Origin of the sequence: Pyrococcus sp., from assembly GCF_030153625.1 — an archaeon.
GTDB lineage: Archaea > Methanobacteriota_B > Thermococci > Thermococcales > Thermococcaceae > Pyrococcus > Pyrococcus furiosus.
Genome location: NZ_JASKLM010000013.1, coordinates 20631 through 36000, shown reverse-complemented (window position 1 = coordinate 36000; position 15370 = coordinate 20631). Strand labels below are relative to the sequence as shown.

Sequence of the window (15370 nt, the reverse complement as noted above, 5' to 3'; positions counted from 1 at the left end):
AGTGTTAGTTTGAGGGGGTTGGTTGTCAGGATTTTAGGGGCGATTCTGGCCGTGAATCTGGACAGATTATACAACTTCACAGATGGTGGGAACTAGGGTTAAAACTTTTTGATCGTCAATTAATCATAATAATGGCAAAAGTTTACTTAGTGGATTATTATGCCACTTATGATCTTTTCATAGGGGTTAGTATGGAAAACCATATCAAGATATTGAAGGACATGAAGTGGGGGGTAAGAAATGGTTCGTGTTACGCTCGTTAACTATACAAAGAGGCCCTTAGAAACAATAACTTGGGCTGCCCTTATAAGCTATTGGGGGGAATGGAGCACGGAATCATTTGAAAGGATAAGTGAGAATGATGTAGAAAAGCATCTCCCTCGGATATTGGGTTATGGTCATGAGAGCATTTTGGAGCATGCAACGTTTACTTTCTCAATCGAAGGTTGTAGTAGGGTTTGTACTCATCAACTTGTGAGGCATAGAATAGCCAGCTACACCCAGCAAAGCCAGCGTTACATTGTTCTTGACGAGGAGAACGTTGAGGAAACGTTTGTAATTCCTGAATCGATAAAGAAAGATAGAGAGCTTTATGAAAAATGGAAGAAGGTCATGGCTGAGACAATAAGCCTTTACAAGGAGAGCATAAATAGGGGAGTTCACCAGGAAGATGCTCGATTCATTCTTCCTCAAGCTGTGAAAACGAAGATAATTGTGACGATGAACTTGAGAGAATTGAAGCACTTCTTTGGCCTTAGACTATGTGAAAGGGCTCAATGGGAGATTAGGGAAGTTGCATGGAAGATGTTAGAGGAGATGGCGAAGAGGGATGATATAAGGCCGATAATAAAGTGGGCTAAACTTGGGCCTAGGTGCATTCAGTTTGGCTATTGTCCCGAGAGAGATCTAATGCCTCCTGGGTGCTTAAAGAAAACTAGAAAAAAGTGGGAAAAAGTTGCGGAAAGTAAGAGCTAAATTGTTATATTGAGTAAAAGCTTTCTTTCTTTATTTGTCTTTATGGCAAAATCCCAGAAGTTCAGCTATTGAATTAGAGAACTGTTCGTCACTGAAAGTAAACTTCTATGGGATTCTTCTGAATTATATGGTAAGGTTTGGAAAATTTGGACATAAAAGTCTTAAAGTTTCCTTTTTCAACTCTAAACTAGGGTGAGCTAATGGATACTGAAAAACTTATGAAAGCCGGAGAAATAGCAAAAAAAGTAAGAGAGAAAGCTATTAAACTTGCTAGACCTGGGATGTTGTTGTTAGAACTTGCAGAGTCTATAGAAAAGATGATAATGGAACTTGGGGGTAAACCTGCTTTCCCAGTAAATTTATCAATTAATGAAATTGCAGCTCACTATACTCCTTACAAGGGAGATACTACTGTTCTGAAAGAGGGGGATTATCTAAAGATCGACGTGGGGGTTCACATAGATGGATTTATAGCAGATACTGCAGTTACAGTTAGAGTAGGGATGGAAGAAGATGAGCTTATGGAGGCTGCCAAGGAAGCGTTAAACGCCGCAATTTCTGTAGCTAGGGCGGGAGTGGAGATAAAGGAACTAGGAAAGGCAATAGAAAATGAAATTAGGAAGAGAGGATTCAAACCAATAGTTAATCTAAGTGGGCACAAGATAGAAAGATACAAGCTTCATGCAGGGATTAGCATTCCGAACATTTATAGACCGCATGATAACTATGTTTTAAAGGAAGGAGATGTTTTCGCAATTGAGCCTTTCGCTACTATAGGTGCTGGTCAAGTAATTGAGGTTCCCCCAACCTTAATCTACATGTACGTTAGAGATGTTCCAGTTAGAGTGGCCCAAGCTAGGTTCCTTTTGGCTAAGATAAAAAGGGAATATGGAACCCTACCCTTTGCCTATAGGTGGCTTCAGAATGACATGCCAGAAGGACAGCTTAAGTTGGCCCTAAAAACCCTCGAAAAGGCTGGAGCTATATATGGCTATCCAGTGCTTAAAGAAATTAGAAATGGCATTGTGGCACAATTTGAGCACACAATCATTGTTGAAAAGGATTCTGTGATAGTGACGACAGAATGAGTTAAACTTTATAAGTTCTCATGTATCAAGAAATTGGGAGCGCCGGGGTAGCCTAGTCAGGGAAGGCGCGGGACTCGAGATCCCGTGGGCGTTCGCCCGCCGGGGTTCAAATCCCCGCCCCGGCGCCATTTGTTAAGCACTTGGAGGTTTGATAATATGGCATTTCTAAAGGTAGTGTCATTGGAAGAAGCAATTTCAATAATTAATAGCTTTAGACTTGAAATAGGATTTGAGGAAGTTACTTTAGATAAAGCTCTGGGGAGGATAGTTGCAGAGGATATTTATTCCCCCTTGGATATTCCTCCCTTTGATAGATCGACCGTTGATGGGTATGCTGTTAGGGCGGAGGATACTTTTATGGCCAGTGAAGCTAATCCAGTGGAACTCAAAGTAATTGGAGAAGTTCATGCCGGAGAACAACCTTCAGTAAAGTTAAGCAAGGGAGAGGCGGTCTACATTACAACGGGGTCAATGATGCCAGAGAACGCAAATGCTGTGATTCCTTTTGAGGATGTTGAGAGAGAAGGAGATATTATAAGAATTTATAAGCCTGCATACCCAGGTTTAGGAGTCATGAAGAAAGGAACTGACATAAAAAAGGGCCAACTCTTAATTAGAAGAGGAACTAAGCTAACGTTTAAAGAAACTGCCCTGCTTTCTGCTGCGGGATTTTTAAAAGTAAAGGTCTTTAAAAGACCAAGGGTTGCAGTGATAAGTACAGGAAATGAAATAGTTCTCCCAGGTGAAGAGCTTAGGCCTGGCCAAATATATGACATCAATGGTAGAGCAATAGTTGATGCCGTTAATGAATTGGGTGGAGAGGGAATATTCGTTGGGATTGCCAGGGATGACAGAGAAAGTCTCAAAAAATTAATACTTCAAGCCTTAGAAGTTGGCGATGTTATCGTGATTAGTGGAGGGGCAAGTGGGGGAATAAAAGACTTAACAGCCTCGGTAATAGAGGAACTTGGAGAGGTTAAAGTTCATGGAATTGCAATTCAGCCAGGTAAACCCACAATAATAGGGGTTATAAACGGTAAGCCTGTCTTTGGCCTACCTGGGTATCCGACAAGTTGCCTAACGAACTTTACACTTTTAGTAGCCCCTCTGCTTTTGAGGGTGCTTGGTAGGGAAGGAAAAATTAAGAAGGTCAAGGCGAAAATGAAGCATAAGGTATTTTCAGTAAAGGGGAGGAGGCGATTCCTTCCAGTTAAACTTGAAGAAGATGTAGCAGTTCCCATCTTGAAAGGAAGTGGGGCTGTTACAAGCTTCGTGGAGGCCGATGGCTTTGTGGAGATACCTGAGAATGTGGAAAGCCTTGATGAGGGAGAAGAAGTAACAGTCACGTTGTTCTCGTTTTAGGAGGTGGATGAGATGGTTAGAGTTAAGGTCAAATATTTTGCAAGGTTTAGACAGCTTGCAGGAGTTGATGAAGAGGAAATCGAGCTTCCAGAAGGGGCTAAAGTTAGGGACTTAATAGAGGAGATAAAGAGAAGACATGAAAAATTTAAGGGAGAGGTTTTTGGGGAAGGGCATGATGAAGATGCCGACGTTAACGTTGCTGTAAATGGGAGATATGTAAGTTGGGATGAGGAGCTAAAGGAAGGAGATGTTGTTGGAGTATTTCCTCCTGTAAGCGGGGGTTAACATTTACACACTTTTACATAAACTTCTCTTTTCCTAGGCCCATCTAGCTCCACAAAGAGAATACTCTGCCAAGTTCCTAATATAAGCTCCCCATTTACTATCGGAATAGCCACACTTGGGCCGAGTAGTATAGCTCGGAGATGAGAGTGGGCGTTGTTATCAATAGAGTCATGTCTGTAATCTGCACCTTTGGGAATTAATTTTGAAAGGATGTTTTCTATGTCGCTAAGGAGCCTCGGCTCATTTTCATTTACTATTATCCCTGTGGTGGTATGCCTGGTATAGACAACGACAATCCCGTTCTCGATTCCACTTCTTCTAACAATTTCCTGAACTTTTCCCGTTATATCAATTATTTCAACTTCTCTAGAGGTTCTTATAGAGAGACTTTCAATCATATCTTTTCCCCTCTAAGTACTTTTTTATCATGTCCCTGGCGTTTTCTATATGTTTGCTTGCCTCTTCTTCATTAATGTTTTTTAACATGGCTCTTACAGTAACAATGCTCTCAAAGGCTTCCAATAACCTGCTATCTGTTTTCTCTTTTAGAATTCTCTTTAGCATTAGATATGCCTCTTCTATGCTCCCCTCTCTTAAGGTTTTCTCAGATAGTTCTTCTAGGATTTTGTCTAGAATTAATAGTCTATCTTGCAATGATTTCCTTTTTAGTATTAATCTTCTCATTGACTTTCCCCTCTACAACTTTTACTAAAAGTTCAGAGGCAAGTTTTGAAGCAATACTTCTATCTTTAATATTCAAAACAACGTCAATAGCATCTCCAACACGCCCGATTCTGATGAGATAGTGGGCCAAGAATCCTAAAGCAACTGACTTGTGCCGTTCGCTATTAATTCTTTTTACTACTTTAATTGCCTGTTGAAGGTTGTTGAGCTCTAAATAATACTTTGTTATTCCTACTAGTATGTCTTCGCTTATTCCCTCCCTTTCAAGAAGGGCTTGTATCATGGGTTCCATCTTGGGAGAACTTCTCTCTAGAACTCTAAATATAACATCTTTAACCATTAGGAGCATATCAAGGGGAAGGCTTTCCATCAAAATTTTTAGCTTTTCTAAGTCTTCTTTAGAAAGTAAGGCTGTTAGAATTTCCCTAACTATTATTCTTTGCTTGTTAGTAGGCAGTGTTTTCAAGACTTCAACTGACTGTTGGATAAACCCGTGAATTGCGAATATGTAGGTAATATCTTCCCTTATATCTTCTCCAACTTTTTTGGCTAGCTCTTCACTTAGTTCTATCAAAATTTTTACCATTTCAGAGTTTTCCTCGTTATTTTTCAAAAACTCCAAAACTTCATTCAATGCCTGCGCTATCCAAAGTTTGCTTCCTATAGAGTTTATTAACTCAAGAACAAGCCTGTATTCGCCTAGTGAAAGTAGGGGTCTAATTGACTTGACTATTGCCTCCTCTCTATAGGGCTCTTCAATAGTTTCGAGAATTAGGAGTACCTTCCTTCTTTTGTATATTTTGTTTAGTTTTTCTCCTTCCAAATTCTCTAGAACCTTTTCAAATATCCCAAGAAGTTTTTTATTTCTGAGTGTCTTGTTCCTAATCTCCGTGGCATAAAATACTGCTTCATCAGTGTCTTTTAATGCAAGTAAATAATCGACTGCTTCAGCTTTTAAAAGGTCTTGAATTCCTTCTGGAAGAAGTTGTGCTGATAACATTGCTTCTCTAAATGCTTTTTTTGCTGATTTAAGTCCTGCTAAGCTTGTCGAATATCCAATGGCGAGAAGAGCTCTTACTAAACTATAGGGATCTTCTATTTTTGATAATTCTTCGAAAGCTTTCTTGAAGGCCTTTCCTGCCCTAGGATCCTTTATTTTAGATAAATATACTCCTATTCTTCCATATGTTAATACTCTAACGAATGGATCTGGTATAGATGGTACTAATTCCAGTACTTCATCTATTACCATAACACCTCACCATAAGATTCTACACGGCAAAACACACCTGCTAAGATATTATTTGTGGATATGGATATTTTAATCTTTTCGTCTTTGAGACTAGTTCCTTTGTAAGAAGAGCTTGGACAAATAGTTTCAAGATGTTCAAAAGAAAACTTAAATATCTCCTAAATGTTATTCCAAGATTTAAAGGAATAGGGAAAGTAAAAATAACAAAGGGGAGATATTCTACTTCTTGAGTTTTTCACAGTTCTTTACCCACTCTTCAAGGACATCTCTGAGTTTTGGCTTGCCTATCTCCTCAAGCTCGTACTTGACTCTTACTGCAGGCTTGTTGAGGTTCATGAATCTTCTTAAGTCGACTGGAGTTCCCATGACGACAACGTCTGCATCTGCTCTGTTAATTGTTTCTTCTAGCTCTTTGATCTGTTTCTTGCCGTAACCCATTGCTGGGAGTATGTTGCTGAGGTGTGGGTACTTCTTGTATGTCTCAATTATTGATCCAACAGCGTAGGGTCTTGGGTCTATTATCTCTTTAGCTCCGAATTTCTTGGCCGCTATGTAACCTGCACCGAAGCTCATTCCACCGTGAGTGAGGGTTGGACCATCTTCGACTACAAGAACGCGCTTACCTTTGATTAACTCTGGCTTATCCACGAAAATTGGTGATGCTGCTTCAATGACTATGGCATTTGGATTTATCTTTTCGATGTTCTCTCTAATCTTCTGTATGTTCTCCGGTGGGGCGGTGTCTATCTTGTTGATTATAATCACATCAGCACTTCTGAAGTTTGTCTCACCTGGGTGATGAGTTAGCTCGTGTCCTGGCCTGTGTGGGTCAGTGACAACTATCCATAAGTCAGGCTCAAAGAATGGGAAGTCGTTGTTTCCACCATCCCAGAGGATTATGTCGGCTTCTTTCTCTGCTTCCCTCAGTATCTTCTCATAGTCAACTCCAGCGTAGACAACCATTCCTCTCTCCAGATATGGTTCGTACTCTTCTCTCTCCTCAATTGTACACTCATGTCTGTCGAGGTCTTCGAAGGTCGCGAATCTCTGTACGACCTGCTTTCTTAGGTCGCCGTAGGGCATTGGGTGTCTAACTGCAACTACCTTGAACCCCATCTCTTGAAGGATTTGGGCAACTTTTCTTGAGGTTTGGCTCTTTCCACACCCTGTTCTAACTGCAGTTACAGCTACAACAGGCTTGCTTGACTTTAGCATTGTGCTCTTTGGCCCAAGTAGCCAGAAGTCGGCTCCAGCGCTGTGGGCTCTACTTGCTAAGTGCATGACGTGCTCATGGGAAACATCGGAGTATGCGAAAACTACTATGTCGACATCATGCTCTTTGATTATCTTTTCTAAGTCGTCCTCTGGTAGAATTGGAATCCCATTTGGATACAATTCGCCGGCTAGCTCTGGAGGGTATAATCTTCCTTCTATATCTGGAATTTGGGTGGCAGTAAAAGCAACAACTTCGTAATCTGGGTTATTTCTAAAGAAGACGTTGAAGTTGTGGAAATCTCTACCTGCAGCGCCCAAAATTACAACCCTTCTCCTCTTTTTCTCTGTCATTTTGATCACCTCAAAATGTTTTATTTCGATGTGATACTCAACCTAGACATTTATAACGATTTTCATTTAAATTGGAAATAATTCTTCGAATTATTTTAAGTAAAAATTACAAGGAAGCGAAAATATTTCGAATAAATATGTGTGTTGTTAAAGGGATTAAGGGAAAGAGAAAGGTTGCAAACTTCAAGTTTCAAAAACATCTAAAAACTCTAAATGAACCTTTTAATGGTGAGAATAAAATGTGTCTTGCAGTCCCAGGAAAGGTTGTTGAGATTAGAGGTAACGTTGGAATAGTTGATTTTGGGGGGATAAAGAGAGAGGTTAGGTTAGATCTTTTGAGTGATGTTAAAGTTGGCGATTACGTTATAGTTCACACTGGCTTTGCTATAGAAAAGTTAGATGAGAGGAGAGCTAGAGAAATTCTTGAAGCCTGGGAAGAAGTTTTCTCAGTAATTGGGGGTGAGTAAATGCTTGAAAAATTTGGAGACAAAGCTGTAGCTCAAAAGATTTTAGAAAAAATTAAAGAGGAAGCTAAAGGAATGGAAGAACTGAGGTTTATGCACGTTTGTGGGACTCATGAGGACACAGTAACTAGGAGTGGAATCAGATCACTTCTTCCAGAAAATGTAAAAATCATGAGTGGCCCAGGATGTCCCGTCTGTATAACCCCCGTTGAGGACATAGTGAAGATGATGGAAATTATGAAAGTTGCGAGAGAGGAGAGGGAAGAAATTATTCTCACTACTTTTGGTGACATGTATAGAATTCCAACTCCAATAGGAAGCTTTGCAGACTTAAAGAGTCAGGGTTACGATGTGAGGATAGTTTACTCTATATATGATTCTTACAAAATAGCCAAAGAAAATCCAGATAAGCTTGTAGTGCACTTTTCTCCTGGGTTTGAGACTACCGCCGCTCCAACAGCTGGAATGCTTGAGAGCATTGTGGAAGAGGGGCTAGAGAACTTTAAGATTTATTCCGTTCATAGGTTAACCCCTCCTGCAGTTGAAGCTCTCCTAAATGCGGGGACTGTTTTTCACGGTTTAATAGATCCTGGTCATGTCTCTACAATAATTGGGGTGAAAGGATGGGCGTATCTCACAGAAAAGTTTGGAATTCCTCAAGTTGTGGCTGGCTTTGAGCCAGTTGATGTTTTACTCGGAATACTTATTCTCATTAGGCTTGTGAAGAGGGGCGAAGCGAAAATAATCAACGAGTATAATAGAGTTGTAAAGTGGGAAGGAAATGTCAAGGCCCAAGAACTGATTTGGAAGTACTTTGAAGTTAAAGATGCAAAGTGGAGGGCCCTAGGAGTAATTCCAAGGAGCGGATTGGAACTTAAGAAAGAGTGGAAGGAGCTAGAAATTAGAACTTATTACAATCCCGAGGTTCCAAAGCTCCCAGATCTTGAAAAAGGATGTCTCTGTGGGGCAGTCCTTAGAGGATTAGCCTTACCGACCCAGTGCCAACACTTTGGAAAGACATGTACACCAAGACATCCGGTAGGTCCTTGTATGGTTTCGTACGAAGGAACTTGTCACATATTTTACAAATATGGCGCCCTGATGTAGTTTTTATTACGCAAAAAGTAATATACCACTACAGCATAAACCCCAAATATGGATTATCGAAAAATTTCGATATTCATCATAGTTTTGGTTGTTTTTTCATCAGTTGCTCTTCTGTTAAAGCCTTATCTTCCAAGAGAACAGAAAAGAATAACGTACTCAGGAGAAAAGATAATCTTGCCTGCCCCAAGAACTGAAGGAGAAATGAGTGTTGAAGAAGCTATTGCAAAAAGAAGGAGCATTAGGACATACAAAAATGAGCCTCTAAAGATAGAGGAGCTTGGTCAACTATTATGGGCTGCACAAGGTATAACTCATGAATATAAGAGGGCAGCCCCAAGTGCAGGAGCAACATATCCCTTTGAAATCTTCGTTGTCGTTGGTAATGTCGAAGGGTTAAAACCTGGGATATACCACTATGACCCATTTGAGCATAGTCTTACTTTAACAAAAGAAGGTGATTTCAGGAAAGAGCTTCAGGAGGCAGCTTTGGGACAAGAATGGGTGGGTAATGCAGCAATAAACATTGTGCTTGTGGCCTTCTACGAAAGGACAACGAAATATTATGGGGAGAGGGGAATTAGATACGTTCACATGGAAGCAGGGCACATAGGTCAGAACATATACCTACAAGCCACAGCCCTTGGCCTGGGAACTGTGGCTGTTGGAGCATTTCATGATGAAGAAGTTGCGAGAATAATTGGAACAAATGGGGCTCCTTTGTATATATTCCCGGTTGGGAGGGTATGAAAAATGGTTAGTTTTGATCATGCTACCCTTGGATACATAACTTTTGTATTAATGAACTTTTCAATGCTTAGCGGAGCGTTCATATTCTTATCCAAGAAAAAACAGCACTGGATAAAGGTTCATTTGCTTGTAAGTATCCTTACGTATATCTTCATGGTTTGGACAATATGGGTAGTAAGGTAAACTATTCCTCAGTAAGCGCCATGGCTTTGCTCCCACTTCCAGTTTCAAATTTTGCTGTGAAAAAGTGTCTTGTCTTATTTGCTATCCATACAAGGCTTAACATTATTGGAACTTCCTCCAAGACCCCTACTACTGTAGCTAAAGCGGCACCACTATCTAAACCAAACAAGGCTATTGCAACTGCTACGGCCAGTTCGAAAAAGTTGCTTGCACCTATGAATGATGCTGGAGCGGCAACCTTGTGTGGGAGTTTCCAGATCCATGCCCATCCATAGGCTATTGCAAATATAAAGTACGTCTGTATTGTTAGGGGAATAGCTATGAGGGCAATGTGGAGTGGATTTTCGAGGATTATCTCTCCCTGGAACGAGAACAGCAGAATTAAAGTGAGCAACAATCCAACTATTGATATTGTGCTAAGCTTTGGAAGAAACTCTTGCTCAAACCATTTGTGTCCTTTTGTCTTCAAAATGTATCTTCTTGAAAGGTAGCCAGCGGACAGTGGGATTACAACAAAGAGTACTACGGAGAGGAGGAGTGTATCATATGGAACTGGAACTTTGTTAAGACCCATGAGGAAACCAACTATTGGAGCGAATGCGAAGAGAATTATAATGTCGTTTGTTGCTACCTGCACTAAAGTGTAGAGGGGGTCTCCATCAGCTAAATAACTCCACACGAAAACCATCGCAGTACAGGGTGCAGCTCCCAAAAGTATTGCACCTGCTATGTACTCCTTGGCAAGAGAGGGATCAATGAGGCCAAGCTTCATTGAAAAAATAGTGCCTATGAAGAATGAACTTATTAGGAACATACTGAATGGCTTTATTAACCAGTTGGTTACCCAAGTAACAATTAATCCCTTGAGCATTTGGCCCTTGTGCACTCTCTTAATTGCTGAAAAGTCAACCTTGACCATCATTGGATAAATCATTGCCCAAATTAGTACTGCTATTGCCATATTTACGTTTGCTATTGTGAGCTTTGAAAGTGTTCTGGGAAGGGATGGCATGAATTTTCCAATTAGAATGCCGAGTACTATACAAAGAGCAACCCAAAGTGAGAGATACTTTTCAAAGAAGCTTAACCCCTTTTTCTCGCCCATTTTCATCCCTTTTGAATTGAAAAAACTTTCAAATAAAAATCTTTCCTAAACCAATGGTTGTAAGGTTCTATATAGCTTAATATATCCTCTATTGAAAAACGCTTTAAGCTACAAAATCTCTTTATGCTTAGGGGGTAATTATGGAGGAAAAAATCATCCTATTTGTTTGCGTAAAGAACTCTGCAAGGAGTCAAATGGCAGAGGCATTCTTCAATTATTATAACGATGATCCAAGATTTAAAGCAATGAGCGCTGGGACTGAGCCAGCTGATGACATTGATCCCCTAGCAAAGAAGGTCATGGAGGAAATAGGAATTTCTTTAGAGGGGCAAAAACCAAAGCTTTATACTCCGGAAATGGCAGATAAAGCTTACATTGTCATAACAATGGGATGTCTAGATAAATGTCCATATGCCCCACCTGAAAAGACTTGGGATTGGGGACTGGAAGATCCTTATGGAAAGCCAATAGAAAAGTATCGAGAAGTTAGAGATGAGATAAAGCGTCGTGTTCTAAAGCTTATAGAGGATTTAAAAGCTGGAAAGAGTAGAGAGGAAATTATAGGAAGAAAAAGCTTGTTTGCCATTTAAATCTTCTTAAAAGATTGAGGTTGATCTTGAAGACATCTTGCGAGGGCGGAAACATTTACATTAGAAAGACGTGAAAGTTTTGAAAAATCCTTACAAGAATGAACCATACGGAGCAGGTTCAAAAGTTGCTCTTTTCTTAGCCAATAAGGGAATAAACGTTCCTCTTAACTCCAGTTGATTGTCCCAGGGAGAGAGCAATATTCGAGACAAAAATAATTAAAGTGAAGGTAAGAAGAAAAGTAAGAGATGTCATCAAGTTAGATTAAATGCCATCGGGGGTAAAGTCATGAGAAAAGTTAAATTAGGATTAGTTGGTTGTGGAATTGCAGCAAAAACTCTCCACATTCCAGCTTTAAAGAAGCTTTCTGAGTTGTTTGAGGTGACTGCAGTTACGAGTAGAACAAGAGCTCATGCCCAAGAATGCTCTAAGCTTTTGGGAGGAGTGGAGGTTTTTGAAAGCTATGATGAGCTCCTTAAATCTGGAGAAGTAGATGCCGTTGATCTAGCACTTCCAGTTGAGTTAAATCTTCCATTTATAAAGAAAGCGGTTGAAAGTGGAGTTCATGTAATATGCGAAAAGCCCATCTCTACAGACACAAAGACTGGAAAAGAGATCGTGAAAATAGCCGAAAGTTCAGATGTTGTTGTATATATAGCTGAGAACTTTAGGCATATCCCCGTTTTCTGGAAGGCAAAAGAGCTTATTGAGAAGGGCAAAATCGGTGATCCGATTTTTATGAGTTGGCACATATGGGTTGGGATGGACGAGAGCAATCCCTACGTTCATACAGAGTGGAGAAAAAAGCCCAAACATATAGGAGGTTATCTTTCAGATGGTGGAGTTCATCATGTGGCGGCTATGAGACTTATTTTCGGCGACATTGTTTGGGTTTCTGCCGTTGTTCGCGACATATCTCCGTTGTTAGGAGGGCCGGATTTCATTTCTTCCATACTAGAATTCGAAAGTGGAGTAGTGGGTAGCTACACTGCTGGATATCCAATTAAGGGAAAGGATAGATTCGAGGTCGTTGGTACGGAGGGGAGAATGGTTATAGAGTGGGATAGGATAGTTCTCAATGGAGAAAGTATTTATGTTAAGCCAGAGGATAGCTATAAGCTTGAGTTTAAGGACTTCTACTATGTCGTGAAAGGGAAGAGAGAAAATGTTCTTGGCAGTCCGCTAGAGGCTCTGAAAGATCTCGCAGTTATAGAAGCGGCAGTTAACTCAAATGGGCAGAAAGTGAATGTTGGTGATCTCCTAGATTTGGAAAAGTAGATATCCTAGGATATTTTTTATTTCTTAAACGCATTTCTCCTGAAGCTTCTTTATTTTTTTAATTTTCCTTTAGCTCTTTTATAAACTCTTCAAGCACTTCTAAGTACGTAAAGCCATCACTCACAGAGGGTTCTATAAATGTCCCCTCATAAAAGTCATTCCAAGTATCTATTCTTATCTCTTTGCAGTTTCCCAAGGAATCTAGAGCTATTTTTAGCATCTCGGCAAACCTTTTTGGATCCCTTGGTATTGGAAACTGCTGGTTGAAGGATTTGTCAAATGTTCTATCGAACCCAGGACTGACTGTGGGAATAAAGCATTTATTTCTACCATTTGTATAGCTACTCCAAGCTTCTACATGTTCTCTGTATAGTTTTGAATACATTTCAATTTCCCTAGGCGTTAGCGCAGTTTCTCCCTGAACAGAATAGAAGCCTATCCATGACGTATATGCATCTATAAATTTATCTCCCCCATCGTTTTTCCTTAATAGGAGGTTTCGAATGTACCACTCTCCTTCAGGAGTTCCTGGGATTACTTTTCGGTCGGCCATAATTCTTGGTAAAACATCTGCTATTATATATGGTTCGACACCAAGATCTCTCTTTACCATTTCTTTAATTTCCCTATAGGCTTCTGCTCTGTTGTAAAATATCGCTTCATTCCATATAAAGATTGCAGGTTTTCCGTTGATCCTATAGTAGTTAGGGTGCTTCATAAGTGGGATGGCCATTCTCACGACTTCTAACAAAACATTCTTGTTCCACGGATCACTTAGGTCCACGGAAGGGTATCCCTTAGTGAAATGCATATCTACTTGGGCACCTATCATTACTCCAACGTTCATTCCCTTATCCAATAGTTTACGGGTTATTTCCTGGATCCTCCGGCCATCTGAAGTATGAATGTAGTTTGTCCAATCGACCCAAAAAATATATATTCCATGACCTCTTGCCCAGTCAATATGCTTCCATTGGACTATATCTTCTATAGCGTGATATTTTCCCAAGAGTGGAACACCCCTTCTCTAGTTTTCTCTCAAGATATTTTTCATGTCCCAGGGCATGTAGGTTGTGCTGAGTACAATTCCTTTTTCAGCGAGTTGCTCTGCTAAATCCTCATACTCTCTAACATAAGGAGTTCTTAGAACAGTCTTATTACACATATCGTGAATACATGAGTTAATTATGACTTGGTACTCTCTCCCGCCTGAGACTGGAATTGAAACGGTGTAGTTTCCACTTCCATTAAGATTAACACTCTTTGGACTCTCCTGGGAGAATCCGGCTTCTTGCAGGAACAAATATTTTACAGGATACACCGTTATATTAGTTCTAGTTTGCTCTTCTCCTTCGACTCTAAAACTAATTGTTAATCTTTTAGTTCCAGCACTCACATTTGCGGAGAAAATTGTGGGGGGAATAATTTTATTTCTATCTGGGACAATATAACTGACTTCTAAAATACATATTATGTCCCCTTCCACTATATCAATATGTCTTCGTTGGACTATGAATCCCAAAATGCCCCTTTTATTCCATGGTAAGCAGTAGACGGCCTGAATTTTTGGTATATTCGACTTCCCATGAAGATACACATCTTCTCGCCTAGGCGTATTGTCTGAGGAGAATTTAGTGGTTTCATTTGCAATGAGCATAGGTGATAAGAGAACAATAACAAGAAAAAGGACTATAGATGGTTTATTGCTTGATAATCCCATCTTAGACACCTTGTTAAACAATTTCTTTGCTGAATAAGTAGTGAGGAATATGGAAAAAAAGAATAATTTATTAGTCTGCATATATCATTTTGACTGTCATTCCTCCGTCGACGACGAAGTTTACGCCCGTTATGAAGCCGGCTTTTTCGTTGTCAGCTAAAAAGGCGCAGATGTGAGCTATGTCCATTGGGTCTCCAACTCTTCCAGCTGGATGCTGTTCATGATCTATGGGCCTTAGCTTTGGCTCGGAGCGCAGCTTTGACTTCTTCCAACGCGAAGTCTCTATCCACCCAGGACTTACAGCCACAACCCTAATCCTGTACTTTGCGAGACTTATTGCTAAAGAGTGCGTTAGTGCCAGGAGACCACCCTTAGAAGCAGAATACGGCTCAGTGTCCGGTTCGGACATTAAAGCCCTTGTGCTTGCAATGTTTATGATGACTCCTCCTCCGCGCTTTATCATCTCCTCCGCAGCATAGCGGGAGCATATGTAGGGCCCCGTCAGGTTCACCCTTATGACCCTCTCCCACTCTTCGAGCGTTCTTTCAAAAATGCTCTTTACAGACATTATTGCAGCATTATTAACCAGTATATCAACTCCTCCATACAATTCAACGGTTTTCTTAACCATGTTTTTTACGGATTCTTCATCCGCGACATCAGTTTTTATAAAAGTAACATCCAGCCCCCTTTCACGGAGCATTGCTTCTCTCTCCAATCCGGCCTCTTCATCTATCTCGGCCAAAACTACTTTAGCCCCATTTTCAGCAAAAAGCTGGGCTATTGCTGCTCCAATCCCCTGACCACCGCCAGTTACAATCGCCACTTTATTCTTCAGGTTATAGCATGGCATACTTACACCTTCTCCAAAAGTTTTCGATAGTTCTTATAAGGCTTTTGGAAAGTTAAAAGCAAAAGTTCTGGTTCCGAACTATTTTATACGTGACTATGAACAAGTACTCCATT

At 40.4% G+C, this 15370-nt stretch carries 18 protein-coding genes, 1 tRNA gene and 1 pseudogene; 12 read left to right on the top strand and 8 right to left on the bottom strand.

Translation table 11 applies throughout. The features are described from left to right. From PWP39_RS03475 to PWP39_RS03450, 6 genes and pseudogenes are all read left to right on the top strand, one after another. Positions 1 to 96 (top strand): annotated as a pseudogene (locus tag PWP39_RS03475) (IS982 family transposase); the annotation flags it as partial. Positions 97 to 240: 144 nt separating this feature from the next. After that, positions 241 to 975 carry an FAD-dependent thymidylate synthase gene (gene thyX / locus PWP39_RS03470; RefSeq protein WP_011011658.1) on the top strand — a complete coding sequence of 245 codons (735 nt, stop codon included), beginning with the start codon at positions 241 to 243 and terminating at the stop codon, positions 973 to 975. A gap of 200 nt (positions 976 to 1175) precedes the next feature. Further along, positions 1176 to 2063 (top strand): type II methionyl aminopeptidase, encoded by an 888-nt coding sequence (gene map, locus PWP39_RS03465; RefSeq protein WP_011011659.1) that lies wholly within the window; start codon positions 1176 to 1178, stop codon positions 2061 to 2063. A 41-nt stretch (positions 2064 to 2104) separates the two neighbouring features. Then, a tRNA-Ser gene (locus PWP39_RS03460) sits at positions 2105 to 2191 on the top strand. Between the two features lie 28 nt (positions 2192 to 2219). After that, complete coding sequence (locus PWP39_RS03455) at positions 2220 to 3425, top strand: molybdenum cofactor synthesis domain-containing protein (RefSeq protein WP_288072644.1); 1206 nt, start codon at positions 2220 to 2222, stop codon at positions 3423 to 3425. A 12-nt stretch (positions 3426 to 3437) separates the two neighbouring features. After that, positions 3438 to 3710, top strand: a complete 273-nt coding sequence (locus tag PWP39_RS03450; RefSeq protein WP_288072642.1) for a ubiquitin-like small modifier protein 1 — start codon at positions 3438 to 3440, stop codon at positions 3708 to 3710. Here PWP39_RS03450 and PWP39_RS03445 read toward each other — a convergent pair. From PWP39_RS03445 to PWP39_RS03430, 4 genes are all read right to left on the bottom strand, one after another. Further along, positions 3707 to 4108, bottom strand: a complete 402-nt coding sequence (locus PWP39_RS03445) for a secondary thiamine-phosphate synthase enzyme YjbQ (RefSeq protein ID WP_288072640.1) — start codon at positions 4106 to 4108, stop codon at positions 3707 to 3709. The two genes, PWP39_RS03450 and PWP39_RS03445, sit on opposite strands and share 4 nt — an antisense overlap. Continuing rightward, the gene (locus PWP39_RS03440; RefSeq protein WP_288072638.1) at positions 4101 to 4394 is read right to left on the bottom strand and encodes a hypothetical protein; all 294 of its coding nucleotides are present in this window, start codon (positions 4392 to 4394) and stop codon (positions 4101 to 4103) included. The genes PWP39_RS03445 and PWP39_RS03440 overlap by 8 nt, the downstream gene beginning before the upstream one ends. Continuing rightward, a complete protein-coding gene (locus PWP39_RS03435; RefSeq protein ID WP_288072636.1) occupies positions 4354 to 5646 on the bottom strand; it encodes a hypothetical protein in 1293 nt (430 codons plus the stop codon). The genes PWP39_RS03440 and PWP39_RS03435 overlap by 41 nt, the downstream gene beginning before the upstream one ends. A 219-nt stretch (positions 5647 to 5865) precedes the next feature. Next, on the bottom strand, positions 5866 to 7212 hold the full coding sequence (locus PWP39_RS03430; RefSeq protein WP_288072635.1) for a cyclic 2,3-diphosphoglycerate synthase: 1347 nt from the start codon (positions 7210 to 7212) through the stop codon (positions 5866 to 5868). Between the two features lie 239 nt (positions 7213 to 7451). Here PWP39_RS03430 and PWP39_RS03425 point away from each other — a divergent pair, with 239 nt between their 5' ends. The 4 genes from PWP39_RS03425 to PWP39_RS03410 are packed head-to-tail and all read left to right on the top strand — an operon-like array spanning position 7452 to position 9713. Further along, entirely contained in the window at positions 7452 to 7679 is a 228-nt protein-coding gene (locus tag PWP39_RS03425; protein WP_288072633.1) for a HypC/HybG/HupF family hydrogenase formation chaperone, read from the top strand. Next, the gene (hypD, locus tag PWP39_RS03420) at positions 7680 to 8783 is read left to right on the top strand and encodes a hydrogenase formation protein HypD (protein ID WP_288072631.1); all 1104 of its coding nucleotides are present in this window, start codon (positions 7680 to 7682) and stop codon (positions 8781 to 8783) included. A 48-nt stretch (positions 8784 to 8831) separates the two neighbouring features. Then, on the top strand, positions 8832 to 9530 hold the full coding sequence (locus tag PWP39_RS03415) for a SagB/ThcOx family dehydrogenase (protein ID WP_014835164.1): 699 nt from the start codon (positions 8832 to 8834) through the stop codon (positions 9528 to 9530). Positions 9531 to 9533: 3 nt separating this feature from the next. Beyond that, positions 9534 to 9713: a hypothetical protein gene (locus tag PWP39_RS03410; RefSeq protein ID WP_011011669.1), complete on the top strand. Its 180-nt coding sequence runs from the start codon at positions 9534 to 9536 to the stop codon at positions 9711 to 9713. Position 9714: 1 nt separating this feature from the next. Here PWP39_RS03410 and arsB read toward each other — a convergent pair whose 3' ends face one another. Further along, positions 9715 to 10824 carry an ACR3 family arsenite efflux transporter gene (gene arsB, locus PWP39_RS03405; RefSeq protein ID WP_237718484.1) on the bottom strand — a complete coding sequence of 370 codons (1110 nt, stop codon included), beginning with the start codon at positions 10822 to 10824 and terminating at the stop codon, positions 9715 to 9717. 134 nt (positions 10825 to 10958) lie between these two features. On the opposite strand from arsB, the gene PWP39_RS03400 reads away from it, so the two are divergent. Both PWP39_RS03400 and PWP39_RS03395 read left to right on the top strand, forming a co-directional pair. Beyond that, on the top strand, positions 10959 to 11408 hold the full coding sequence (locus PWP39_RS03400) for an arsenate reductase ArsC (RefSeq protein WP_011011671.1): 450 nt from the start codon (positions 10959 to 10961) through the stop codon (positions 11406 to 11408). A gap of 286 nt (positions 11409 to 11694) precedes the next feature. Continuing rightward, positions 11695 to 12684 (top strand): Gfo/Idh/MocA family protein, encoded by a 990-nt coding sequence (locus tag PWP39_RS03395; protein WP_011011672.1) that lies wholly within the window; start codon positions 11695 to 11697, stop codon positions 12682 to 12684. A 58-nt stretch (positions 12685 to 12742) separates the two neighbouring features. Here the strand turns inward: PWP39_RS03395 and PWP39_RS03390 are convergent, their stop codons facing one another. The 3 genes from PWP39_RS03390 to PWP39_RS03380 form a co-directional block, all read right to left on the bottom strand. Continuing rightward, positions 12743 to 13693 (bottom strand): glycoside hydrolase family 99-like domain-containing protein, encoded by a 951-nt coding sequence (locus PWP39_RS03390; RefSeq protein ID WP_048059037.1) that lies wholly within the window; start codon positions 13691 to 13693, stop codon positions 12743 to 12745. Between the two features lie 18 nt (positions 13694 to 13711). Beyond that, complete coding sequence (locus PWP39_RS03385; protein WP_143522489.1) at positions 13712 to 14341, bottom strand: hypothetical protein; 630 nt, start codon at positions 14339 to 14341, stop codon at positions 13712 to 13714. 133 nt (positions 14342 to 14474) lie between these two features. Beyond that, on the bottom strand, positions 14475 to 15257 hold the full coding sequence (locus PWP39_RS03380; protein WP_011011675.1) for an SDR family oxidoreductase: 783 nt from the start codon (positions 15255 to 15257) through the stop codon (positions 14475 to 14477). Positions 15258 to 15370: the final 113 nt, after the last annotated feature.

Coding starts and splice junctions, on each gene's coding strand:
- thyX (WP_011011658.1), top strand. CDS start 241: ATGGTTCGTGTTACGCTCGTTAACTATACAAAGAGGCCCTTAGAAACA.
- map (WP_011011659.1), top strand. CDS start 1,176: ATGGATACTGAAAAACTTATGAAAGCCGGAGAAATAGCAAAAAAAGTA.
- PWP39_RS03455 (WP_288072644.1), top strand. CDS start 2,220: ATGGCATTTCTAAAGGTAGTGTCATTGGAAGAAGCAATTTCAATAATT.
- PWP39_RS03450 (WP_288072642.1), top strand. CDS start 3,438: ATGGTTAGAGTTAAGGTCAAATATTTTGCAAGGTTTAGACAGCTTGCA.
- PWP39_RS03445 (WP_288072640.1), bottom strand. CDS start 4,108: ATGATTGAAAGTCTCTCTATAAGAACCTCTAGAGAAGTTGAAATAATT.
- PWP39_RS03440 (WP_288072638.1), bottom strand. CDS start 4,394: ATGAGAAGATTAATACTAAAAAGGAAATCATTGCAAGATAGACTATTA.
- PWP39_RS03435 (WP_288072636.1), bottom strand. CDS start 5,646: ATGGTAATAGATGAAGTACTGGAATTAGTACCATCTATACCAGATCCA.
- PWP39_RS03430 (WP_288072635.1), bottom strand. CDS start 7,212: ATGACAGAGAAAAAGAGGAGAAGGGTTGTAATTTTGGGCGCTGCAGGT.
- PWP39_RS03425 (WP_288072633.1), top strand. CDS start 7,452: ATGTGTCTTGCAGTCCCAGGAAAGGTTGTTGAGATTAGAGGTAACGTT.
- hypD (WP_288072631.1), top strand. CDS start 7,680: ATGCTTGAAAAATTTGGAGACAAAGCTGTAGCTCAAAAGATTTTAGAA.
- PWP39_RS03415 (WP_014835164.1), top strand. CDS start 8,832: ATGGATTATCGAAAAATTTCGATATTCATCATAGTTTTGGTTGTTTTT.
- PWP39_RS03410 (WP_011011669.1), top strand. CDS start 9,534: ATGGTTAGTTTTGATCATGCTACCCTTGGATACATAACTTTTGTATTA.
- arsB (WP_237718484.1), bottom strand. CDS start 10,824: ATGAAAATGGGCGAGAAAAAGGGGTTAAGCTTCTTTGAAAAGTATCTC.
- PWP39_RS03400 (WP_011011671.1), top strand. CDS start 10,959: ATGGAGGAAAAAATCATCCTATTTGTTTGCGTAAAGAACTCTGCAAGG.
- PWP39_RS03395 (WP_011011672.1), top strand. CDS start 11,695: ATGAGAAAAGTTAAATTAGGATTAGTTGGTTGTGGAATTGCAGCAAAA.
- PWP39_RS03385 (WP_143522489.1), bottom strand. CDS start 14,341: ATGCTCATTGCAAATGAAACCACTAAATTCTCCTCAGACAATACGCCT.
- PWP39_RS03380 (WP_011011675.1), bottom strand. CDS start 15,257: ATGCCATGCTATAACCTGAAGAATAAAGTGGCGATTGTAACTGGCGGT.